This is a genomic window from Aromatoleum sp., assembly GCF_036675785.1.
GTDB lineage: Bacteria > Pseudomonadota > Gammaproteobacteria > Burkholderiales > Rhodocyclaceae > Aromatoleum.
Genome location: NZ_JAKFEF010000038.1, coordinates 63,364 through 84,243, shown reverse-complemented (window position 1 = coordinate 84,243; position 20,880 = coordinate 63,364). Strand labels below are relative to the sequence as shown.

22 protein-coding genes are annotated in these 20,880 nt (G+C 67.6%); 7 read left to right on the top strand and 15 right to left on the bottom strand.

Features of this window, described 5'->3' with window-relative positions; genetic code table 11:
* Positions 1 to 7: 7 nt before the first annotated feature.
* On the bottom strand, positions 8 to 259 hold the full coding sequence (rpsP, locus tag V6M37_RS09730) for a 30S ribosomal protein S16 (protein ID WP_332672716.1): 252 nt from the start codon (positions 257 to 259) through the stop codon (positions 8 to 10).
* Positions 260 to 450: 191 nt separating this feature from the next.
* Here rpsP and V6M37_RS09725 point away from each other — a divergent pair, with 191 nt between their 5' ends.
* Positions 451 to 1,977 (top strand): hypothetical protein, encoded by a 1,527-nt coding sequence (locus V6M37_RS09725; protein ID WP_332672714.1) that lies wholly within the window; start codon positions 451 to 453, stop codon positions 1,975 to 1,977.
* Here V6M37_RS09725 and V6M37_RS09720 read toward each other — a convergent pair.
* Complete coding sequence (locus tag V6M37_RS09720; RefSeq protein ID WP_332672712.1) at positions 1,965 to 3,194, bottom strand: YihY family inner membrane protein; 1,230 nt, start codon at positions 3,192 to 3,194, stop codon at positions 1,965 to 1,967. The genes V6M37_RS09725 and V6M37_RS09720 overlap by 13 nt on opposite strands.
* Positions 3,195 to 3,264: 70 nt before the next feature.
* Between V6M37_RS09720 and wrbA the strand changes: the two genes are divergently transcribed.
* A complete protein-coding gene (wrbA, locus tag V6M37_RS09715) occupies positions 3,265 to 3,864 on the top strand; it encodes an NAD(P)H:quinone oxidoreductase (protein WP_332672710.1) in 600 nt (199 codons plus the stop codon).
* Positions 3,861 to 4,220, top strand: a complete 360-nt coding sequence (locus tag V6M37_RS09710; RefSeq protein ID WP_332672708.1) for a DUF2069 domain-containing protein — start codon at positions 3,861 to 3,863, stop codon at positions 4,218 to 4,220. The genes wrbA and V6M37_RS09710 overlap by 4 nt, the downstream gene beginning before the upstream one ends.
* A gap of 47 nt (positions 4,221 to 4,267) precedes the next feature.
* Here the strand turns inward: V6M37_RS09710 and V6M37_RS09705 are convergent, their stop codons facing one another.
* The 4 genes from V6M37_RS09705 to V6M37_RS09690 form a co-directional block, all read right to left on the bottom strand.
* Positions 4,268 to 5,803 carry a 2-isopropylmalate synthase gene (locus V6M37_RS09705; protein WP_332672706.1) on the bottom strand — a complete coding sequence of 512 codons (1,536 nt, stop codon included), beginning with the start codon at positions 5,801 to 5,803 and terminating at the stop codon, positions 4,268 to 4,270.
* A 278-nt stretch (positions 5,804 to 6,081) separates the two neighbouring features.
* Positions 6,082 to 7,389: a ferredoxin reductase family protein gene (locus tag V6M37_RS09700; protein ID WP_332672704.1), complete on the bottom strand. Its 1,308-nt coding sequence runs from the start codon at positions 7,387 to 7,389 to the stop codon at positions 6,082 to 6,084.
* A 111-nt stretch (positions 7,390 to 7,500) separates the two neighbouring features.
* Entirely contained in the window at positions 7,501 to 7,995 is a 495-nt protein-coding gene (locus V6M37_RS09695) for a diheme cytochrome c (RefSeq protein ID WP_332672702.1), read from the bottom strand.
* A 43-nt stretch (positions 7,996 to 8,038) separates the two neighbouring features.
* Positions 8,039 to 8,455 carry a DUF1924 domain-containing protein gene (locus V6M37_RS09690; protein WP_332672700.1) on the bottom strand — a complete coding sequence of 139 codons (417 nt, stop codon included), beginning with the start codon at positions 8,453 to 8,455 and terminating at the stop codon, positions 8,039 to 8,041.
* A 193-nt stretch (positions 8,456 to 8,648) separates the two neighbouring features.
* On the opposite strand from V6M37_RS09690, the gene V6M37_RS09685 reads away from it, so the two are divergent.
* Genes V6M37_RS09685 through V6M37_RS09670 form a run of 4 tightly spaced genes read left to right on the top strand, consistent with a single transcriptional unit; the run spans position 8,649 to position 12,012 of the window.
* Positions 8,649 to 8,975 carry a PepSY domain-containing protein gene (locus V6M37_RS09685; protein ID WP_332672698.1) on the top strand — a complete coding sequence of 109 codons (327 nt, stop codon included), beginning with the start codon at positions 8,649 to 8,651 and terminating at the stop codon, positions 8,973 to 8,975.
* Positions 8,976 to 8,989: 14 nt separating this feature from the next.
* Positions 8,990 to 9,652, top strand: coding sequence for a response regulator transcription factor (locus V6M37_RS09680; RefSeq protein ID WP_332672696.1), 663 nt, complete (start codon positions 8,990 to 8,992; stop codon positions 9,650 to 9,652).
* Entirely contained in the window at positions 9,649 to 11,025 is a 1,377-nt protein-coding gene (locus V6M37_RS09675) for a sensor histidine kinase (RefSeq protein WP_332672694.1), read from the top strand. Before V6M37_RS09680 ends, V6M37_RS09675 begins: the two co-directional genes overlap by 4 nt.
* A 54-nt stretch (positions 11,026 to 11,079) precedes the next feature.
* Entirely contained in the window at positions 11,080 to 12,012 is a 933-nt protein-coding gene (locus V6M37_RS09670; protein ID WP_332672692.1) for a YcjF family protein, read from the top strand.
* A 46-nt stretch (positions 12,013 to 12,058) separates the two neighbouring features.
* Here the strand turns inward: V6M37_RS09670 and V6M37_RS09665 are convergent, their stop codons facing one another.
* The 9 genes from V6M37_RS09665 to ilvN all read right to left on the bottom strand — a co-directional run bounded on the left by V6M37_RS09665 (position 12,059) and on the right by ilvN (position 20,855).
* Positions 12,059 to 12,802: a lipopolysaccharide kinase InaA family protein gene (locus V6M37_RS09665; protein ID WP_332672691.1), complete on the bottom strand. Its 744-nt coding sequence runs from the start codon at positions 12,800 to 12,802 to the stop codon at positions 12,059 to 12,061.
* The gene (locus V6M37_RS09660; protein ID WP_332672689.1) at positions 12,799 to 13,494 is read right to left on the bottom strand and encodes a class I SAM-dependent methyltransferase; all 696 of its coding nucleotides are present in this window, start codon (positions 13,492 to 13,494) and stop codon (positions 12,799 to 12,801) included. Before V6M37_RS09660 ends, V6M37_RS09665 begins: the two co-directional genes overlap by 4 nt.
* An 80-nt stretch (positions 13,495 to 13,574) precedes the next feature.
* Positions 13,575 to 14,846, bottom strand: coding sequence for a sensor histidine kinase (locus V6M37_RS09655; protein ID WP_332672687.1), 1,272 nt, complete (start codon positions 14,844 to 14,846; stop codon positions 13,575 to 13,577).
* A 1-nt stretch (position 14,847) separates the two neighbouring features.
* A complete protein-coding gene (locus tag V6M37_RS09650) occupies positions 14,848 to 15,519 on the bottom strand; it encodes a response regulator transcription factor (RefSeq protein ID WP_332672685.1) in 672 nt (223 codons plus the stop codon).
* Between the two features lie 35 nt (positions 15,520 to 15,554).
* On the bottom strand, positions 15,555 to 17,435 hold the full coding sequence (locus V6M37_RS09645) for a sulfatase-like hydrolase/transferase (protein WP_332672683.1): 1,881 nt from the start codon (positions 17,433 to 17,435) through the stop codon (positions 15,555 to 15,557).
* Positions 17,436 to 17,551: 116 nt separating this feature from the next.
* A complete protein-coding gene (gene pssA / locus V6M37_RS09640) occupies positions 17,552 to 18,328 on the bottom strand; it encodes a CDP-diacylglycerol--serine O-phosphatidyltransferase (protein ID WP_332672681.1) in 777 nt (258 codons plus the stop codon).
* A gap of 87 nt (positions 18,329 to 18,415) precedes the next feature.
* The gene (locus tag V6M37_RS09635; protein ID WP_332672679.1) at positions 18,416 to 19,063 is read right to left on the bottom strand and encodes a phosphatidylserine decarboxylase; all 648 of its coding nucleotides are present in this window, start codon (positions 19,061 to 19,063) and stop codon (positions 18,416 to 18,418) included.
* Positions 19,064 to 19,261: 198 nt separating this feature from the next.
* Positions 19,262 to 20,278 (bottom strand): ketol-acid reductoisomerase, encoded by a 1,017-nt coding sequence (ilvC, locus tag V6M37_RS09630; protein ID WP_332672677.1) that lies wholly within the window; start codon positions 20,276 to 20,278, stop codon positions 19,262 to 19,264.
* Positions 20,279 to 20,363: 85 nt separating this feature from the next.
* Entirely contained in the window at positions 20,364 to 20,855 is a 492-nt protein-coding gene (gene ilvN / locus V6M37_RS09625) for an acetolactate synthase small subunit (RefSeq protein ID WP_332672675.1), read from the bottom strand.
* Positions 20,856 to 20,880: the final 25 nt, after the last annotated feature.

The following is a 20,880-nucleotide window of genomic DNA, read 5'->3' as shown; positions in this document are numbered from 1 at the left end:
GAGTCGATCAGGCCGCGGCTTTTGCGGCCTGTTTTGCGAGGCGGAGCACCCTCGGCGACAGCTGCGCGCCGTTCTGCTTCCAGTACTCGAGGCGCTCAGCGTTGATCACCAGACCCTTCTCGGATTCGGCAGCCATCGGGTTGTAGAAGCCGACGCGCTCGATGAAACGGCCGTCGCGGCGGTTGCGCGAGTCGGCGGCGACGATGTTGTAGAACGGGCGCTTTTTGGCGCCACCACGGGCAAGGCGAATGACGACCATTTGGGTGTCCTGAGTTGGTATGCGAAAAGCCGGTGATTGTAGGGTAATCGAGGGGCTTGGACAAGCGCGGCGTGCAGCGCGTCGTCCTGTGCGGTGCGGATCGCGATCGGAGGCGGGGGTGAAGGCCGGCGCCCAAGCGCGTGAATCTTGAATAGAATGCACGCGACCTCCCGCACGCGACCGACCTCCGAATGCCCTTGCGCGAATCAGTTTCCGAGCAACTCCTCCCTGTCCTGGAGTGGCTCGCTGCCGAACCGGACGCGGATCCGGTCGCGGACCTTACCGCGCTGCGCGGGCACCTCACGTCGCTTCCGGCGTCGATTTCGTCGTCCGCGGAGGGCCGCGAATGTGTCGAGCAACTGGCGGCGAGGGCGCTCGATGCATGCGATCGCTTCAAACCGCGTCTGCTCGATGTGGCGCTGCCGCTGCCTCGGCAGCTGAACGTCGCTTCGGTCGAACTGGTCGCTGCGATGCTCGATCTCGCGGGGTTCTTCCTGTGCCTCGCCGAATCAATCGGCGAAAGGCGCGTCCTCGCCCGGCGCCAGGATCCGTCGGCTTTCGTGTCGCATGGGCTGCGGCTCGTCCGCGAGGCGTTCCTGGTGTCCGCGATGGGCGGCGGGGTCGTCCCGTCCGGGCTCTGGTCGCGGGCGTACCGGTTGTTCGCTGACAGCGCCGGCGACGGCGGGGCCGACGGGCAGCCCGAGGGCGAGCGGGACGCCGCCGCGCTCGACTTCAAGCGCCTGCTCGCGCTTGCGGCGCTGCAGCCGGAGAGTCTGACCGCAAGGGAACTCGCCTGGTCGGACGACTATCTCGAGGCCGCGGCCGGCGCGGCCGACGTCTCCCGCACGCCGCTCCAGCCGACCGCGTCGGCTTTCTGGATCGACGCCGGCGCGGATGCGGGGCCGGTTGCGATGGTGCGTGAGAGTTCACCGGCGGTAGCAGGTCTGCTCTATTTTTCCGCCCACGGCGTATCTCGTCGGGCGGCAAGCCATGTCGCCTGGCTCAGTGCCAGAATGGCCGACGCGGAGACCGAGGGGGAGTGCCGCGGCGGGACCGAATTGCTGATGCCGGACGCGGAGGGATTGCCGGTCGGCCTGACTCCGGCCGAGGCGCTGTCGCTGCTGGAGCGGATGCGCGACCGCTGGGCGTCGCCGCCGAACCGGGCTCAATCGCGCCGCGCACAGCAGTACACCGTCGAGGTCTGCGCCGGCTTGCGGGCGATCTGGGACGCGAACCGGCGCGGTGCGGATTCGTCCGGCATCGTCGAATGGACTGTCTACAACGAGAGCCCGGGCGGTTACGCGGTGATGGCCGTCGCCGGCGTGGCCGGAACGCTTTCCGCGGGCATGCCGATCGCGCTGCGGCGCGACGCTGGGCAGCCCTGGTCGATCTGCCTCGTGCGCTGGCTTCGCAGCGACCAGCCGGACCGGGCGGAACTCGGGCTCCAGCTCATCGCGCAGTCGTGCACCCCCGTCGCGGTCGGCTTCCGCGGCGGCGACGTACGCATGACCGTTCCGGCGCTGATCCTTCCGCCGAAGGCCGCATTGCGCCGCAATCAGGCGATTCTGGCGCCGGCCGGTACTTATACTTCGCGCGGATTTTCCCTCGTCCACGAGGGCGACCGGGTCTACGTCGCGCAGGCCCGGGTGCTCAGCCTCGACATGCAGACGGCGAACGTCGAACTGTTCCAGTACGAAATCGACCCTTATCCGGGCTGAGCCGGCGCGATCGGCGCGACAGATTTCGCGACCAGCGACGAGAGCGGGAGGTCGGCGGCACGAAGCGCCTCGGCGAGGCGCTGGCCGACGAGATTCGCGCCCTCTGCGCCCGGGGCCGCGAGCCAGTCCGACGGAGACAGCGCGAAGCGGCCGACGACCGCGGCGACGCGGATGTCGTCGGCATCGCGACTGAGGACCCAGCCGCCGTCTTCAGTGCGCACGACCCAACCGGCATCGCACATGTCGCCGAGCAGGATCTCGCCTTCATTGCTGGCGACGCGCGCCGAGCCCTGCAGCGGTCCGAACGACGAGGCGACGCCGGCGCGTTGCCCTTCAGCGAGGGTGATCAGGATGTTCAGCGCGGCCCATGCGCGGTATCCGGGGAATGCGGGCAGGATCCGCGTGCGCTCGAAAAAACCCGGCAGCGTCGCCGACAGCGCGGCGCCGAGCAGGATCACGACCCAGGAAAGATAGAGCCAGACGAGGAAGATCGGCACCACCGCGAAGGTACCGTAGATCAGCGTGTAGGTCGGGATGCGCGCGATGAAGAGGCCGAACGAGCGCTGCATCAGCAGAAAGACGACCGCCGCGGCGACGCCTCCGGCCAGCGCATGGAGCGCGCGCACCGGATGGTTCGGCACGACGTAATAGAGGACGCTGAACAGCGATGCGAGCAGCACATGCGGGACGAGGCGGGCGGAAAAATCGCCGATCAGCGAGCCTTCGCCGGCGAGCGCGATCGACGTAGCGACGACGTGCCCGGTGGCCAGCACGATGCCGCCGAGTGCGAGCGGCCCGAGCGTCATCGCGAACCAATGCACCATCAGGCGGCGCAACAGCGGGCGGGGGCGACGCACGCCCCAGATGTTGTTGAATACCCGGTCGATCGTCAGCAGCAGCATCAGCGCGGTCAGGACCAGCAGGGCGATGCCGATCAGCGTGAGCCCCGCGGCCTTCTGCGAGAACTCGAATGCGTAGGTCGCGATGATCTGGCCGGCGCGCTCGGGCAGCAGGTTTTCGAGCAGGAACGCGCGCAGCGACGCCCCGACGCGCGCGAAGGCCGGAAAGTTGCTGAACAGGGCGAGGATCACCGTCACGAGCGGGACGATCGCGAGCAGCGTCGTGAAGGCGAGGCTTCCGGCGACTTGCGGGCAGCGGGTGGCGACGAAACGTTCGGCCAGCAGGCGCAGAAAGTCTCGTGCGGAGTTCAGCAACATCTTGGAGGGGTCCCGGGGCGTCGGAGGTCAGCGCGTATAATTCGCGCATATTCTAGCCACGCGGCCCGCGATGAAAGAAATCCTCGTCCTCTACTACAGTCACCGCGGCTCGGTTCGCGCACTGGCCGAACACGTCGCGCGCGGCATTTACCAGGTCCCCGGCGTCATCGCGCGGGTGCGCACGGTGCCGAAGGTGTCGACGGTGTGCGAGGCGGTCGAGGACGACATCCCCGCGTCGGGGCCGCCCTACGTCGAGCCGCGCGACCTGCAGGAGTGCATCGGCCTCGCGCTCGGCAGCCCGACGCGCTTCGGCAACATGGCGGCACCGCTGAAATATTTTCTCGACGGCCTCGCCGCCGATTGGGTCAATGGCACCCTCACGGGAAAGCCCGCGGCGGTGTTCACGTCGACCGCGAGCCTGCACGGCGGGCAGGAGGCGACGCTGCTGTCGATGATGCTGCCCTTGCTGCACCACGGGATGTTGATCGTCGGTCTCCCGTATTCGGAGGTCGAACTCAACACGACCCGCAGTGGCGGCACGCCCTACGGCGCGAGCCACGTCGCCGGCCCGGACGGCAATCCCGAACTGTCGCCCGAAGAGATCCGTCTGGCCGTCGCGCTCGGCCGACGGCTCGCGCAAAGCGCCGTCCGGCTGGCGGGTCCGCTGTGAAGGTGCGCACGCTGAACGTCGCGGCGAGCCTGCTGCTGGTCGCGCTGATCGCGCTGTGCGTGCTGTGGGAAGGCTGGCTCGCGCCGCTGCGCCCCGGCGGTTCCTGGATGATGCTGAAGGCGCTGCCGTTGATGGCGGCGCTGTTCGGCGTCCTCAAAGGGCGGCGCTACACGTACCAGTGGCTGTCGATGCTCGTGCTGCTCTATCTCGTCGAGGGCGTCGTGCGCGCGGCGGACCCCGGTCTCGGCGGGATGCTTGCATGGGCCGAGGCGATCCTCGCCGCGCTGCTGTTCGTGATCGTCGTGCTTTACGCGCGGCTGAGCGCGCCGTCGCGGCAGCGGGCAGCGGGGAGCTGAGAGCCCCGGGCGCCGCGGCCTTCTTCGGGCCACGGCGCCACGCCCGGTCAAATTTGCGGATTCAGGCGCTCGAACTTCCCGTGCAGCTTGTTCAGCGCGTTCAGATAGGCTTTCGCCGATGCGACGATGATGTCGGTGTCCGCGCCTTGGCCGTTGACGACCTTGCCTTCCTTCGCGAGGCGCACCGTGACTTCGCCCTGGGCGTCGGTTCCGGTCGTGATCGCATTGACCGAGTAAAGCAGCAACTCGGTGCCGCTGTTCGCGAACGTCTCGATCGCCTTGAACGCCGCGTCGACCGGGCCGGAACCCTCGGCCGAGGTGCGCGTTTCCTGCCCGTCGACCGATACTGTCAAATCGGCGCGCGGTGTCTCGCCGGTCTCCGAGTGGAAGCGCGACGAGACGAGGCGGTAGTGTTCCTGCTCGGGCGTGACGATCTCGTCGCTCATCAGCGCATGCAAGTCCTCATCGAAGATCTCGTGCTTCTTGTCGGCGAGCTCCTTGAAGCGCGCGAACGCGTGGTTGAGATGTTCCTCGGACTCGACGACGATGCCGATTTCGTGCAGCCGGCTGCGGAACGCGTTGCGGCCCGAATGCTTGCCGAGCACGAGCTTGTTGGTCGTCCAGCCGACGTCCTCGGCACGCATGATCTCGTAGGTTTCACGGTGCTTGAGGACGCCGTCCTGGTGAATCCCCGACTCGTGCGCGAACGCGTTGGCGCCGACGATCGCCTTGTTCGGCTGCACCGGGAAGCCGGTGACGCCGGAGACGAGCTTCGAAGCCGGGACGATTTGTGTCGAGTCGACCCGCGTGTCGCACGGAAATACGTCCTGGCGCGTGCGCACCGCCATGACGAGTTCCTCGAGCGCGGCGTTGCCTGCGCGCTCGCCCAAGCCGTTGAGCGTGCATTCGACCTGGCGGGCACCCGCCATCACCGCCGCGAGCGAGTTCGCGACCGCGAGGCCGAGGTCGTTGTGGCAATGCACCGACCAGATGACCTTGTCCGAGTTCGGAACGCGTTCGATCAAGGTACGGATCGTCCGGGCATATTGGTCCGGTACGTTGTAGCCGACGGTATCCGGGACATTGATCGTCTTCGCGCCGGCGCGGATGACCGCGTCGAAGATGCGGACGAGGAAATCGATCTCGGAACGTCCGGCATCCTCGGCCGAGAACTCGACATCGTCGGTGTATTCCTTCGCCCAGCCGACTGCGCGCACCGCCTGCTCGACGACCTGGTCGGGCGTCATCCGCAGCTTCATTTCCATGTGGATCGGGCTGGTTGCGATGAAGGTGTGGATGCGGCCGCGCGCGGCGGGCTTGATCGCCTCGCCGGCGCGGCGGACGTCCGCTTCGTTCGCCCGCGCGAGCGCGCAGACGGTCGATTCCTTGATCGCTTCGGCGATCGCGCGCACCGATTCGAAGTCGCCGTTCGATGCCGCCGGAAAGCCCGCCTCGATGACGTCGACGCGCATCCGTTCCAGTTGCCGGGCGATGCGCAGCTTTTCGTCGCGGGTCATCGACGCGCCGGGGCTCTGTTCGCCATCGCGCAAGGTGGTATCGAATACGATCAACTGGTCTTTCATCGTCGGCTCCACGGGAAATTGGACGTCAGGAAACGGATATGCCAAGACGCCTGCGCGTGATGCGCGGGCGGCGGACAAACAACAGGGAGGGGGAGGAAATATTTAGCGCGCGGGGCGCAGCAGCGGGCCGAGCAGCAGCAGGCCCGCCGGCAGAAGGCGAAGCGACAGGAGGGAGAGGTCGCGTTCGAGAGTCATGCGGCCGACTATAAAGCAGCCGCCTGAACTCGCGCAAGCGCCATGCCGATTGTTTTTGTCAATCCGTGCAATCGCGCCGGCCCTCAACGCAGTTCGAATGCTTCCTGATGGAACCGCAAGTCGTCGATGCCGAGCGCCCGGTAGCCGTCACGCAATGCTTCGGCGAAGCCGCGCGGGCCGCAGAACCAGATTTCGGCGCGCCGGTCGTGCCGTTCGCTCAGCGTGAGCGCCGTCAGCGGGCCGTCGCGGTCCGTGCCGACGACGTGGAGCCGGACCGACGGCAGCGCTGCGCACAGCGATTCGAGGCGCGCGACGAACGGGTCGCCGTCGCTTTCCCGCGTGCAGTAATAGAAGTCCGCGTTCGGCCCCGCGTCCGGCGTTTCCTGCAGCGACTCGAGCCACGCGAGAAACGGCGTCACGCCGATGCCTCCCGCGATCCAGATCTGCGCCGCTTTGCGCGAGCGGCGGTAGTCGAAGCGGCCGTACGGGCCTTCGATCCTGACCGGTTGGCCGGGGCGGAGGCGCGACGCGAGGTCGCGGGTGTAGTCGCCGAGGCCCTTGATCTGGAACGTGACGCGCCCGTCGCCGCGGTGGGCCGACGCGATCGTGAAAGGATGCGCGCCCTCGACCCGGTCGAAGGTCGCGAATGCGAACTGCCCCGGCTCGTGGCCGCGCCAGCCGTCGAGCCGGCATTGCACTTCCGTCACGCCCGCGGCTTGTTCCCGCAGCGCCTCGATCTGTCCCGTGACTCGACGCGAGCGACCGACGCGGCCGAACAGCGAGCGTAGGCCGGCGTGCGTGCCCGCAACGATTGAGAGCGCGAGCAGCGCGCCGAGCGCGCTAGTCCAGTAGCTCGGCGGCGCAAGGAAGGCCGTGTGGATCGCGAGCATTCCATACAGCACCGGCATCGCGTGGTGCAGCGAGCGCCACGGACGGTACGGGAAGCGCTTCCACAGCGTGACGGCGAGCATCGCGAGCAGCGCGTAGATCGCCCACTCGCCGAGATCCTCGCCGACGTCGCGCATGACTTCGAGGATGCCGCCTTCGTGGCCCTTCGGGAGCCGCCCCTCGCGCCCGAACAGGCTCTTGATGACGTCGTCCGACATTTCGACGAGCCAATGCAGCGCCGCGAACGAGACCGCGAGGATGCCGGCCCATTTGTGCAGGCGGTAGATGCGGTCCATGCCGCCGAGCGGACGTTCGAGCCATGCGGGCCGCGTCGCGAGAACGATCGCCAGCGACATCAGCGAGAACGCCCACAGTCCCGTGAGGTAAAGCGCTTCCTGGCGCACGATCCACGGCAGCGCGGCGCCGCTCGTCGCGGCGTCCGAAGGGGGCAACGCCCAGGCGAGCGTGACGAGCGAGAGAAAGCCGGCAAGTATCGTTTTCATCGTCGGGGTCCGGGATCGAGTTGTTCACGGGCGGCACCGGGGGATCGGGTGCCGCGTTGCGGGGCGGAACGGTTGGTCGCGTGACCGCGAGGATCGCGGCCCGGAGGCGCCTCAGTCGTCCTCGAAGTAGCCGAGCTTCGCATCGACGTGGCAGGCCGGGCAGTTCGCCTTCGAACCCACGTCCTTCTCCTTCCATTCATGGCGCGGCACTTCGTCGTGCTCGTGGATCCATTTCGGCAGTTCGGTGATGCGCTGCGGCGACGCGTCGGCGCGGATGCCCTTCATCAGCTTGCGGCCGTACTGCCGTCCGCCGGTGTCCGCGGCGTGGTCGACGAGGTAGCGGGTGACGCGGGCGGCAGTGTCGGCGTCGAGGCTCGCGTCGTCGCCGAAATGGTCGTTCAGTTCGGTCATCATGCGGCGCCATGACGCCGCCGGCAGCATTGCGGCGGGAAAAGCCATGTGGCAGCCCCCACATTCCTCGGCGGTGAGCTTGTCGGCGATTGGCGGAAAGAAGTCGTCGCCCCCCGCACGGGCCTTGCCCAGGACGACGGCGGTCAGTCCGACGACCAGGAGGCCGGCGGCGATGGAACGGGTCGGGATGTTCATTGCAGGGCTCCTCGGGTCTTTGTTCATCGGTTGGTCGCGCCGCTCACTGGCCCGCCATGTACGCGAGCCAGTCGCCTTTCTCGCGCGGCGTGCACTCGCGACCGAGCACTTCGTTGCAGTTGCGCTTGAACCATTTCTCGACTTTGGCCGGATCCTGGTAGCGCCCCGGCGACGCGGAAGCCGCCATAGGCTCGATCGCCTTGCCGGTCCGCGTCTTTCCCGGGCCTTGGGCGTCCTTTCCGTGACACGATGTGCAGGCCGGCGTGTCGGGCTTGCCCCCCGCGTGTTCGGTGCGATGCAGGGTTTCGCCGCGCGCCGCCGAAAACCCGGGGAATCGGGGCGTCTCCGCCCTTGCCGCCGCCGCGTAGCGCTCGATCAGGCTCGTCGGCGGGGCGGCCGATACGGTCGCCGCGAGCGGGAGGGCGCAGAGGAAGCCGATTGCATAGGGTGTCACCGTCATGTTTTCATCCTTGTTCGTGGCGCCGGCGCGCCTGGCATTGAGCCTGTTGCAGCGGACGGGCGCTGTTGCGGTGCCGTCGTTTGAGTGCAGTCTGGGCGCCTCGGGCTGAACGATGGCTGAAGCGGGCGTTCACCATTCGTTCACTTTCGGGTTGGTAGAACTTCACGCGTCGAACAACCACCGGGAATCCGTCGTGCACCTATCCGCGTTTGTCGTTGCCGCTGTCTTCGCGGCCGGGCTCGTCCCGTCTGCGGGCGTCGCGGGCGAGTCGGACCACGACCGCGCGCGCCAAGCGCTCGAACGCGGAGAAGTCCTGCCGCTGCGGGCGATCCTCGACAAGGTCGCGCGCGACTACCCGGGCGACGTCGTCGAAGTCGAACTCGAGCGCGAACACGGGACGTGGATCTACGAGATCGAGCTGATCGGCGGGGACGGCAGGCTCGTCAAGCTCGAGATCGACGCCCGCAGCGCCGCGGTGCTCCGGGTCAAGGGGCGGGACGCGCGGCGCGAAGGTCGCTAAGAGGAGCAGGACCGATGCGGATTCTGGTCGTGGAAGACGAGCCGAAGCTCGCCGCGCAGCTCGTCGAAGGGCTGACGGAAGCCGGTTACGCGGTCGATCGGGCCGACAACGGCCGTGACGCGCATTTCATCGGCGACGTCGAGCCGCTCGATGCGGTCGTGCTCGATCTCGGTCTGCCGCTGATGGACGGGATCACCGTGCTGAAGAAGTGGCGCGCGGCCGGCAGGACGATGCCGGTCCTGATTCTCACCGCGCGCGACAACTGGCATGAGAAGGTCGCGGGCATCGACGCGGGGGCGGACGATTACCTGACGAAGCCGTTCCACATGGAGGAGTTGCTCGCGCGCTTGCGGGCACTGATCCGCCGCGCGGGCGGACACGCGAGCGCCGAACTCGCGTGCGGCCCCGTGGTGCTCGACACGCGCGCCGGGCGCGTGACCGTCGACGGACAGGCCGTGAGCCTGACGAGCCACGAGCTGCGGGTGCTCGCCTACCTGATGCACCACCGGGACGAGGTCGTGTCGCGCAGCGAACTGACCGAGCACATCTACGCGCAGGACTTCGACCGCGATTCGAACACCATCGAAGTCTTCATCGGGCGACTGCGCAAGAAGCTCCCGCCCGGCCTGATCGAGACCGTGCGCGGACTCGGGTACCGGCTCACGGACCCGACGTGAGCGGGCGCCCCGCGTCGCGCGGCTCGCTGCGCGTCCGGCTGCTCGCGGGCAGCCTCGTCTGGATCCTCGGCACGCTGACGGTGACCGGCTTCGTGCTGACGGACCTTTTCCGGCAGCACGTCGCGGCGCGCTTCGAGGCCGAACTCCACCTTCATCTCGACCAGCTGACGGCGAACATCGAAACCGGCAGCGCGGGCGAACCGACGCTTCGCGCCGAACTGAGTGATCCGCGACTGCAGAGGCCGTACTCGGGGCTGTACTGGCAGGTCGACGGCGTCGGCGACGCGGAACGCGCGGTGCTGCGGTCGCGTTCGCTGTGGGATGTGACGCTCGCGGTCCCCGCCGACAGCGTGCCCGACGGCGGTGTCCATGTTCACCGCATCGACGGTCCCGATCGTCGGCGCGTCGTGATGATGGAACGTGTCGTGCGACCGGCCGAACGCCCCGACCGGCCGCTCCGGCTGATCGTCGCCGCAGACGAAAGCGGCATGACCGATCCGGTGCGCGAATTCGTCGGCCTGCTGATCGTCGCGCTCGGCGTGCTCGCGGCGGGCCTCGTCGTCGCGGTGGGCCTGCAGGTGTCGGTCGGGCTCGCGCCGCTGCGCCGGCTGCGGGCGGCGCTCGCAACGGTGCGGGACGGGCGCGGCCGGCAACTCGAAGGCACATATCCCAACGAGGTCCAGCCGCTCGTCGACGAACTCAACGCACTGCTCGAGCACGACGCCGAGGTCGTCGCGCGCGCTCGCACCCAGGCCGGCAATCTTGCCCACGCGGTGAAGACGCCGCTCGCGGTGCTCGGCAATGCGGCCGTGCGGGAGCAGGGCGCGCTCGCGACGCTCGTCGCCGAGCAGGTCGACGCCGCGCAGCGCCAGGTCGATTACCACCTCGCGCGGGCACGCGCCGCCGCCGCGACGAGAGTACCGGGCCTGCGCACCCCGGTCAGGCCGGCGCTCGACGCGCTGCTGCGGGTGATGGAGCGGCTGCATGCGGAACGCCGGCTGCAAATCGCGATCGAACCGCCCGCCGCCGGGCAGGCCGAACCGGTCTTTCGCGGCGAAGAACAGGACCTGCAGGAAATGCTCGGGAACCTTCTCGACAACGCTTGCAAGTGGGCGGCGCGGCGCGTCGACGTGCGGCTGTCGGCCGCTTCCGGGCAATTGCAGGTCGTCGTCGAAGACGATGGGCCGGGCCTCGCACCGGACGAACGCGAAGCGGTGTTCGAGCGCGGCGTGCGTGCCGACGAGCAGGTGCCGGGGTCGGGCCTCGGCCTGGCGATCGTGCGCGATCTCGCCCGCCTGTACGGCGGCGACGCGCGGCTCGAAGAATCCGCGGCTGGCGGGCTGCGTGCGGTGCTGACGCTCCCCGCGGCCTGATCGGGAACAACCGGCTGCGTCCGGCCGATATATTTCAACCAACGGGAGAACACGATGAACCCTGAACAGACCCGCTCGCTGCTGACCGTCTGCCTGATGGCGGCCTTTTCCGACGGCCATCAGGATCCGCGTGAGCGCGATCACGTGCGCGATGTCGCAGAATCGCTTTCGGCGCAGTCCGGCGGCGATTTCATGCGCCTGTACCAAGACGTGCTGCTGAAGCGGGTAACGCTCGAACAGGCGGTCGCGGGACTCGATTCCCCCGAACTGCGCCAGCTCGCGTTCGAGATGGCGGTCGGCGTATGCGACGCCGACGGCGTCCACGACGCGGACGAGACCGCGTTTCTCGATCGTCTCGGCGACCTGCTCGGGCTCGCTCGAGCGGCCGTGGCGCCGGTGGTCCGCGAAGCCGACGCGCTCGCGGCGGCGCCCGTCGAGGAACTGATTCCCGAGTTGCCGCCCGCGGCGTCCGCGGATCAGCCCGAACTCGACCGCATGATCCTCAACGCGGCGATCCTCAACGGCGCCCTCGAACTCCTGCCCGAGACGCTCGCGTCGATGGCGATCATTCCGCTGCAGACGCGGCTCGTCTATCGCGTCGGCAAGGCGCACGGGTACGAACTCGACCGCGGCCACATCACCGATTTCCTCGCGACGGTCGGCGTCGGGCTGACGTCACAGTACGTCGAACAGTTCGGTCGCAAGCTGGTCGGCGGCCTGCTCGGCAAGGTCCTCGGCCGCACCGGTCGGACGATCGGCAGCGAGGCGACCGGGTCCGCGTTTTCGTTCGCGACGACCTACGCGCTCGGCCACGTCGCGAAGCGCTATTACGCCGGGGGGCGCAAGCTCGACGCCGCGAGCCTGAAGTCGACCTTCGCGCAGACCGTCGACAGCGCGCGCGGACTCCAGGCGCAGTACGCGCCGCAGATCACCGAGCGCGCGCGCACGCTGGACCTGAAGCGCCTGATGGCCGAGATCCGCGCGTAGGCGGATTCGCCGACGCGCTCCTGCGGACCCGTCGCGCTTCCTTCCGCTAAACGCCCGCCTGCGGCCGCACTTCGAACGACCGCGGGCGGCCCGCCTCGCGCTGCGCGTCTCCTCGTGCGGCGCCTGCGCCCGCCATCGCACGGGCGTGACTTGCGAGCAGCAACTCCCACTCGGGGGCAGACCATAGATCCTGATGCCGCCGCAGCTGATCGAGGTCGTGGCGCGCGGCGGCCCCCGGGGTTAGCCGGGCGCGAGCCTTTTCCAGGTCGAGCAGCGCGACTTCCGGTGCGGCGCCGTGCCACCGCACCATGACGTGCTTGTCGTACAGGCAGCTGTGCTGGATGCGGGCCCGATGCATCCTGCCGACGACGTGGCCGACCTCGCGGGCGACGGCGGTGCGCTCGATGTGATCGAGACGCGGTAGCGCGTTCAACGGGGCGAAGCCCTCGAGCGCCGCGGTGACGAGGACGGCTTCGACCGCGCCGGCACGGCGCATCACGGCGTGGAACAGCGGGACGGGCACGTTCAGTTCGAGTTGTCGCAGCACGTGAAGATGAAGGTGCTCTCGGCTCGCCGTCGGCCACCCGAACGGATGGGCCAGTGTTCGGCACAGGTGGTTGTACTGCCGCTTGACGTAGACGATTCCGACGTCGTGACGTACGCGCAGCACGCCGCTCCAGCCGTGCCGCCGCACGTTTGGCGCTTCGACCCATTCGCCGGCGACGTTCCACCAGTACGCGTGTTTCTCGGCGGCTGGTGTGAAGAGGGGCAGGATGCCGGATTCGATCATGTGCCGCTCCTGCGCAGCACATACACGCGCCACATCGCGTAGCGCGGCAAGAAGTCGAAGTGGCCGAGGACGCGGAAGCCCGACGAGCGGAACTCCTGCTCGACGGTGCGCGCCGGTAGCACGAAGCGGTTCTGGACGCCGCTCTCGCCCCGCTGCGCGCGCTTCTCCTCGAGCTGCCTGCGTTTCCACGCCTTGTAGTTGCCGTCGACCCACAGCGAGAGGATCACGGTGTCCCGCGCGACGCGGTGGAATTCGCGCAGCATCGCGACGCGGTGCGTGGCGTCGCCGATGTGGTGCGCGAGGCGCATCGAGAAGATGCAATCGACCGAGCGGTCGGGCAGTTCGATGTCGAACGCGGAGGTGCGCAGCGTGCGCACGCGCTCGACGAGCGACGGCGGATGCGCGGCGAGGGCGACGTCGAGCATCGCGGCCGAATTGTCGGCGCCGATGATGATCCGGCCCGCCCGTTCCGCGAGCAGCGGCCAGAAGCGCCCGGCGCCGCACGGCAGATCGAGCACGAGCGTCGGGTCGCCGGCGAGTGCGAGGGCGGTGCGCGCGAGTTGCTCGTCGCGCCAGTGGGAAAGGCGACGGGCGAGGCCGTCACGGTGCTTCTCGAGATAGGCCTGCGCGTGGTGGCGGTCGTATTTTTCCGAGAACGGGAGTCGGACCGGGCCGGAGACGGCATCGTGCATTCGGGGCTCCTGGGATGACGATGCCTGCGAGGGTACGGCCCGCGGCGTCAACGCCCCGTCGCACGAGGGTCAAGAAAGCGTCAAACCCGGTGAAGATCGACGCGGAACTCGCAGCCGCCGCCCGCGGGTTCCTCGAGGCGGACGGCCCATCCCTGGCGCTGGCAAATGCGGGCGACGATCGAAAGACCGATGCCGATACCGTCGCCCCGGCTCGCCTCGCCGCGCGCAAAGGGTCGGAAGATTTTCGCGCGTTCGCCTTCGGGAATGCCTGCGCCGGAGTCGACGACGCTGAAGCCGCCGGCGCGGATCACGAGGCGCACGAAACCGCGGTCGGTGTAATGGATCGCGTTGCGCAGCAGATTCGTCAGTACCGCGCGCAGCAGCGGCCCCGGGTACACGTCGTTGTCCCGGGATTCGACGGCCAGCCCCAGTTCGAGCCCGCGGCGCGCCGCTTCCGGCTGCCAGCGGTGCAACTGTTCGTCGGCGGCGTCCGCGAGCGAAGTGCCGGCGAGCGGCGCCTGCTTGTCCTGCGGCGCGCGCGCGAGACCGAGAAAGGTTTCGACGAGTTCCTGCATTTCGGAGCAGGCCCGCGCGATCCGCTCGACCTGTCGGCGCTGGCTGTCGGACGCCGAACGATGTTCGAGCAGCAATTCGGCCGAACTCGCGATGATCATCAACGGGGTTCGCAGTTCGTGACTGACGTCGCTGGTGAACAACTGCTCCCGCTCGAGCGCTTCGCGCAACCGCCCGAGCGTCGTGTCGAAGGCCGCGGCGAGCTTGCCGACCTCGTCGTCGGCATAGTCCGGCGCGAGCGGCGGTGCGAGCGGCAGCAACTGGTCGCGGTGCTGAACCTGGCCGGACAGTCTGACGACGGGCGCGATCACGGTCCGGGCAAGGGCCTTGCCGAGGAGCCACGCGACGAGAATCGAGAGCACGAAACCGAACGAGACGATGTGGAGGCGGGTCTGCTCGCGGCGTTCGAAATCTTCCTGGTCGAGCAGCAGCACGTGGCGCCGGCCGTCCTCGTCGCGGATCATCACGTGGTATGCGTCGTCGTCGCTCACTTCCTCGTACAGGCCCGGGCCGCGCCCCTGCAGCCACGCGGGCAGCGACGAAAGTTCCCCGGCGGGAACGACGTACAGCGTCATATCGAGGCCCGGCGCCGGATCGCGGCCGGCACGCCGCTCGGCGATGAGGAAATCGAGATGGCGGTTCATCGAGTCCGACACCAGCTCGAGCTCGACTCCATCGACGGCGAGGATGATCGACAGCGAGAACAGGCCCGCGACCGCGACCGTCATCAGTACGAAAGCCGCGACAATGCGGTTTGCGAGGCTCTGCCGGGCGGGCATGTCAGTCCGCAGTCAGGCGATAGCCGATGCCATGCACCGTATGCAGCAGCGCGGATGCGAAGGGTTTGTCGACTTGTTGGCGCAAGTTATGGATGTGGCTGCGCAGGCTGTCGCTGTCGGGCGGCGAGTCGCCCCACAGCGCGGTTTCGAGCAGTTCGCGCCGCACGACGGCGGGGCTCTTGCGCATCAGCACTTCGAGCAGCTTGAGGCCGATCGGCCCGACGTGCAGCGTCTGCCCGCCGCGCCGCACTTCCAGCGTGTCGAGGTCGTACTGCAGGTCGCCGACGACGATCTGGCGGCGCCCGCCCACGCGGCTGCGCTTCAACACCGCTTCGATGCGGGCGGCCAGTTCCGACAGCGCGAAGGGCTTGGTCAGGTAATCGTCGGCGCCCGCGCGAAAGCCGTGCAGCCGGTCGTCGAGGGCGTCGCGCGCCGTCAGCATGATGACCGGCGTCTGGTCCCGCTCGGTCTCCCGCAGCCGCTCGCACAGCGCATAACCGTCGACGCCGGGCAGCATCACGTCGAGCACGATCAGGTCGTAGCGCTGCGTCGCCGCGAGGTGCAGGCCGGTGAGGCCGTCCTGCGCACAGTCAACAACGTAGCCTTTGAGCGCGAGATAGTCCGCCAGATTAGCGAGGATGTCGCGATTGTCTTCGACGAGCAGCAGTCGCATGGTTTCGGATCCGGTCGGGATGCGGGCGTCTTCGTTCAGCCTCGGCCGCTGAAGCGTGCGAGATTACCCATTATCTCGACCATCGACGAGCGGATCGTGATGATCGCCGCCGCCGGGTCGTCCAGCGGATGGTCTTCGCCGTCGGTCGCTTCGTTGCGCCCGGCGCCGAGCGCGTTGATCGGGAACGTGACCTTGAAGTCGTCGCCGATATACGCGACGCGGTTCCAGTCCGCGACGACGGCGTAGCGGCGATGGAAGCCGGGGGCGAACAGGTCCTGGCCGAGCGAGTAGTCCGACGCCGGATTACGGACGCCGAGCAGGGGCATCAGCGTCGCGGGAAGGTCGAGATGGCTGGTGATCCCGGTGATCACGGCCGGCTTGCGGCCCGGGACGCGGATCACCGCGGGGGTTCCCGTCTGGAAGCGGTTGAATTGCGCGCCATGGCCCCATCGGCTGCGCTCCATGAATTCCTCGCCATGATCCCCGAGCACGATGACGATCGTATCGTCGAGCAAACCGCTCGCGCGCAGGTGCTCGACGACGCGACCGATCTGCTTGTCCACCTGATGCGCGGCGTTGACGTAGCGGTTCTTGATCAGCGGCATCTGGGTGGCGAAGTCGGTGGTCAGGTAGTTGAAATCCTCGAGGTAGGGCCGCGCGATGGCACCGGCTTCGGGGAAGTCGTAGTTCGCGTGCGTCCCCTCGAAAAACATGTAGGTCATGAACGGGCGCGCGCGGTCCCTGCCGTCGATGAAGCGGGTCATGTGGTCGATGTTGATCGCGTCGCGCTGCCAGGCGCTGCCGCCGGTGTCGAGCGGGTGAAGATCGCCCGGACGCATTCCCGCGAACACGGTCTTGTCGAATGCGGGGTAGGTGAAACGCTGGCTCGTGTGCAGGCTGAATTGGTAGTCCTGCTGCTGCAGCACGTCCATCAGCACCGGCTGGCGGCGGGCGGCGAGCATCGTAAACCAGTAGTTTCCGTAGAGCCCGTAGAACATCGAGAACACGCCCATCTGCGTCATGTTCGCGCCGCTGTAGTGATTTTCGAGGCGCAGCGCGTCGTTCGACAGCGCCCGGAGATTGGGCATGATCTCCGGATCCAGCATGTCGAAACGTAGCGACTCAGCCACCAGCCAGACGATGTTCAGCGGCCGGCTCGGCGCCTCCACGGTCAGCGCGGCGAGCGGATAGGTCAGCGCGCCGCCGCCGACATGCAGCCGGGCGGCGGGAACCTCGTCCGCGGCGACGCCGAGCCGTTTCGCGAGCCGCCCGAAGGTCAGCGGCTGGTACAACGGGTAGCGCTCGCTCGCGAACAGGATCGGCTGGAAGTTCGTCATCGCGCTGTAGCCGTAGGCGATGCGCTCGCCGAGGGTCAGGACGACGAAGAGCGCGAGGGCCGCGCTCCACTGACGGCGCGAAGAGCCGCTCGCGAGGCGTCGAGCGCGCGTCGTCCACGCGTAAGCGAACGCGTGGGTCGCGATCAGGCCGAGCACGATCAGTGCCGCAGTCAGCACGGTGCCGGTGCTCGCGCCGAGCGATTCGATGCCTCCCGGCGTTGACACCAGGTCCACGACGAAACCGTTGATGTGGAACCCGTACATCCGGAAGATCACCCGGTCGGAAAAGAGCAGGACGTGCGTGAGTGCGGCGAGTCCGACTGTCGCGACCGCGAGAACTGCGCCCCGCCCGCGGGTCGGAGCGGCACGGCCGAGGAGGCGTCGCAGCACGTGCCCCGCGGTGACAGCGGGGAGGAGATAGAGGAATGCGTAGGTAAGCGTCGTCGCGAGCGACCATGCCGCGACGGCGAATCCGGCGTATTGGGCGGACGTCTGGCTGCTCGCGAGCTGGGCGCACGCGAGCAGCCACGAGAGCAGGAAAAAGCGATCGAGCTGGGTGGGACTCGGCAGCGAGGACATCGGAAGCTCCGGTGACAACCGGCCCGCATCCTCGCAGTGGCGACGTCAAGCGCGCTTCAACTTTCCGTCAAGAAAACGTGAAACCGCACGCCCGGCGGAGATTTCCGCCGAGGCGCTCATTCGGTCGGTTCGTCCCGGCGTTCGGTCGCCGCGACCGCTTCGCGACGGCGACGTTTCTGCGCGAAGCGCCAGAAGTAGATCACGTAGCCGGACGCCGCGTAGACGAGGAACAGCGCGAACAGCACCCCCGGCGGATAGCTCGACACCAGCGCGAACGCCATCACGAGCGCGATGACGACGATGAACGGAACGCTCTTCCGCAGGTTGATGTCCTTGCCGCTCCAGAAGAGCACGTTGCTGACCATCGATACGCCGGCGAAGATCGTTAGCAGGGCCGCGAACCAGCTCACGTCCTGACCGGTCAGCCCGTTGTCGATGACGACCCAGACGAGACCGGCGATCAACGCCGCGGCGGCCGGGCTCGGCAAACCCTGGAAATACCGCTTGTCGATCACGCCGATGTTCGTGTTGAAGCGCGCGAGCCGCAGCGCGGCGCCGGCGCAGTAGATGAACGCCGCGATCCAGCCGAACTTCCCCATGTCCTTCAGCGCCCACTCGTACATTACGAGCGCCGGGGCGGCGCCGAACGACACCATGTCTGACAGCGAATCGTATTCGGCGCCGAATTCGCTTTGGGTTCGTGTGAGCCTCGCGACCCGTCCGTCGAGCCCGTCGAGCACCATCGCGACAAAGATCGCGACCGCGGCATGCTCGAAGCGAAGGTTCATCGCTTGCACGATCGCGTAAAAACCGGCAAACAGCGCGGCGGTCGTGAACAGGTTCGGCAGGATGTAGATCCCGCGGCGACGTTTCTCGAGGGGAATCAGTGGCATGGAATGACTTGTTCCGCGGTTGGCGGGTAGTTCCCGGATGTCCGTTCGATTACAAAGCCGGCGACGCGAGCAGGCCGCCGACGGTCCTCACGGCAACTCAGCAAGTACTGTGCTCGACGCCGAAACCTTGTCGCCGATCGTCACGCGCGCGCGGCTGCCCGGCGGCAGATAGACGTCGACGCGCGAACCGAAGCGGATGAACCCGTAGCGCTCACCGCGCCGGAGTCGCGACCCCGCTTCAACATAGCAAAGAATCCGCCGCGCGATCAGGCCGGCGACCTGCACGCAGGTCACGTCCTGGCCGTTGGCGAGCCGCAGGTGCAGCGCGTTGCGCTCGTTCTCGACCGACGCCTTGTCGAGCGCGGCGTTGACGAAACGTCCCGCGTTGTACCAGCGCTGGATCACTTCCCCGTCGACCGGGCTGCGGTTCGAATGGACGTTGAAGACGTTCATGAACACGCTGATTTTCAGGCTGTCGCGGTCGAGGTACGGGTCGCGCACGGGCTCGATCGCGACGATGCGGCCGTCGGCCGGCGAGAGTACGTCCTTCTCGCCTTGCGGAATCGGCCGCGGCGGATCGCGGAAGAACTGCACGACGAACACGAACAGCACCCAGAAGGGCAGCGCCCATGCGAAGCCCGCGGCGCCGTTGATGACCACGGCCACGGCGAGCGCGATCGCGATGAACGGCCAGCCTTCGCGGGCGAGGATCGGATGGGGATAGTTATTGGACATGGCGTATCCGGGACAAAAAAGGCCGGGTTCCCGCGCAACGCGGAACCCGGCCCGTGGGGCGAGGGGAATCGGAGCGCCGACCGGTCCGGTCGATGTCTGGCGCGCGGCGCGCCGAAAGCGACGCGGGGGCAAACCCGTCAGGATCGCGATCGACATCCGGCCGCGAGCCGCGACGCGCGCGGCTCCTTTCGCCAGGACTCAGTTCTTCGTCTGGTCGACCAGCTTGTTCTTGCGGATCCACGGCATCATTTCGCGCAGCTGGCCGCCGACCTGCTCGATCGGATGCGCCGCGTTCAGGCGACGGCGCGCCGTCATCGACGGGTAGTTCGAGCGGCCTTCCTGGATGAACATTTTCGCGTATTCGCCGGTCTGGATGCGCTTCAGTGCGGCGCGCATCGCTTCGCGGGACTTCTCGTTGATGACTTCCGGGCCGGTCACGTACTCGCCGTACTCGGCGTTGTTCGAGATCGAGTAGTTCATGTTCGCGATGCCGCCTTCGTACATCAGGTCGACGATCAGCTTCAGCTCGTGCAGGCACTCGAAATAGGCCATTTCGGGCGCGTAACCGGCTTCGGTCAGCGTCTCGAAGCCCATCTTCACGAGCTCGACGGCGCCGCCGCACAGCACGGCTTGCTCACCGAAAAGGTCGGTTTCGGTCTCTTCGCGGAAGTTCGTTTCGATGACGCCGCCCTTCGTGCCGCCGATCGCCGCCGCGTACGACAGCGCGATGTCCTTCGCCTTGCCCGACTGGTCCTGATGCACCGCGATCAGCGACGGCACGCCGCCGCCCTTCAGGTACTCGGAACGCACCGTGTGGCCCGGGCCCTTCGGCGCGATCATCACGACGTCGAGGTCCGCGCGCGGCACGACTTGGTTGTAGTGCACGTTGAAGCCGTGTGCGAACGCGAGCGTCGCGCCCTGCTTGATGTTCGGCTCGACGTCGTTGCGATACACCTCGGGGATGTTCTCGTCGGGCAGCAGGATCATGACCAGGTCCGCGCTGGCGACCGCTTCGGCGACTTCCTTGACGGTGAGGCCGGCCGCTTCCGCCTTCTTCCACGAAGCGCCGCTCTTCCTCAGGCCGACGGTGACCTTGCAGCCGGATTCATTGAGGTTCTGCGCGTGCGCGTGGCCTTGTGAGCCGTAGCCGATGATCGCGATCTCTTTGCCTTTGATCAGCGAGAGGTCGGCGTCCTTGTCGTAATAGACTTTCATGATCTTCCTTTCTGGTTTCGATGGCATCAGCGCCGGCGGCCGCCATGATAACGGCAGCGCTGCCGGCCGCAAACGGGGTTGGCGGTCAGACCTTCAGGATGCGATCGCCGCGGCCGATGCCGCAGACGCCCGAGCGCACGGTTTCGAGCACCAGTGCCGGGTCGATCGCGTTGATGAAGGCGTCGAGCTTGGACTGGTTGCCGGTCAGCTCGACGACGTAGGACGTGTCGGTCACGTCGATGATGCGCGCCCGGAAGATGTCGGCCATGCGCTTCATCTCCTCGCGGTCCTTGCCGGTCGCGCGCACTTTCGTGAGCATCAGCTCGCGCTCGATGTGGGCGGCTTCGGAAATATCGACGACCTTGACGACTTCGACGAGCTTGTTCAGCTGCTTCGTGATCTGTTCGATGATGTCGTCCGAGCCGGTCGTGACGATAGTCATGCGCGACATCGACGCGTCCTCGGTCGGCGCGACGGTCAGCGATTCGATGTTGTAGCCGCGCGCCGAGAACAGGCCGGAGACACGCGACAGCGCGCCCGATTCGTTCTCGATCAGCAGGGAGATGACGTGTCTCATGTTGTTCTCTTGAGGGTCTACGGGG

Excerpts from the sequence above, each read along its gene's own strand:
- ilvN (WP_332672675.1), bottom strand. The coding sequence starts at position 20,855 with ATGAGACACGTCATCTCCCTGCTGATCGAGAACGAATCGGGCGCGCTG.
- V6M37_RS09680 (WP_332672696.1), top strand. The coding sequence starts at position 8,990 with ATGCGGATTCTGGTCGTGGAAGACGAGCCGAAGCTCGCCGCGCAGCTC.
- V6M37_RS09725 (WP_332672714.1), top strand. The coding sequence starts at position 451 with ATGCCCTTGCGCGAATCAGTTTCCGAGCAACTCCTCCCTGTCCTGGAG.
- V6M37_RS09660 (WP_332672689.1), bottom strand. The coding sequence starts at position 13,494 with ATGCACGATGCCGTCTCCGGCCCGGTCCGACTCCCGTTCTCGGAAAAA.
- V6M37_RS09695 (WP_332672702.1), bottom strand. The coding sequence starts at position 7,995 with ATGAACATCCCGACCCGTTCCATCGCCGCCGGCCTCCTGGTCGTCGGA.
- V6M37_RS09655 (WP_332672687.1), bottom strand. The coding sequence starts at position 14,846 with ATGCCCGCCCGGCAGAGCCTCGCAAACCGCATTGTCGCGGCTTTCGTA.
- wrbA (WP_332672710.1), top strand. The coding sequence starts at position 3,265 with ATGAAAGAAATCCTCGTCCTCTACTACAGTCACCGCGGCTCGGTTCGC.
- V6M37_RS09720 (WP_332672712.1), bottom strand. The coding sequence starts at position 3,194 with ATGTTGCTGAACTCCGCACGAGACTTTCTGCGCCTGCTGGCCGAACGT.
- V6M37_RS09670 (WP_332672692.1), top strand. The coding sequence starts at position 11,080 with ATGAACCCTGAACAGACCCGCTCGCTGCTGACCGTCTGCCTGATGGCG.
- V6M37_RS09700 (WP_332672704.1), bottom strand. The coding sequence starts at position 7,389 with ATGAAAACGATACTTGCCGGCTTTCTCTCGCTCGTCACGCTCGCCTGG.
- V6M37_RS09645 (WP_332672683.1), bottom strand. The coding sequence starts at position 17,435 with ATGTCCTCGCTGCCGAGTCCCACCCAGCTCGATCGCTTTTTCCTGCTC.
- rpsP (WP_332672716.1), bottom strand. The coding sequence starts at position 259 with ATGGTCGTCATTCGCCTTGCCCGTGGTGGCGCCAAAAAGCGCCCGTTC.
- V6M37_RS09705 (WP_332672706.1), bottom strand. The coding sequence starts at position 5,803 with ATGAAAGACCAGTTGATCGTATTCGATACCACCTTGCGCGATGGCGAA.
- ilvC (WP_332672677.1), bottom strand. The coding sequence starts at position 20,278 with ATGAAAGTCTATTACGACAAGGACGCCGACCTCTCGCTGATCAAAGGC.
- pssA (WP_332672681.1), bottom strand. The coding sequence starts at position 18,328 with ATGCCACTGATTCCCCTCGAGAAACGTCGCCGCGGGATCTACATCCTG.
- V6M37_RS09665 (WP_332672691.1), bottom strand. The coding sequence starts at position 12,802 with ATGATCGAATCCGGCATCCTGCCCCTCTTCACACCAGCCGCCGAGAAA.
- V6M37_RS09690 (WP_332672700.1), bottom strand. The coding sequence starts at position 8,455 with ATGACGGTGACACCCTATGCAATCGGCTTCCTCTGCGCCCTCCCGCTC.
- V6M37_RS09650 (WP_332672685.1), bottom strand. The coding sequence starts at position 15,519 with ATGCGACTGCTGCTCGTCGAAGACAATCGCGACATCCTCGCTAATCTG.
- V6M37_RS09635 (WP_332672679.1), bottom strand. The coding sequence starts at position 19,063 with ATGTCCAATAACTATCCCCATCCGATCCTCGCCCGCGAAGGCTGGCCG.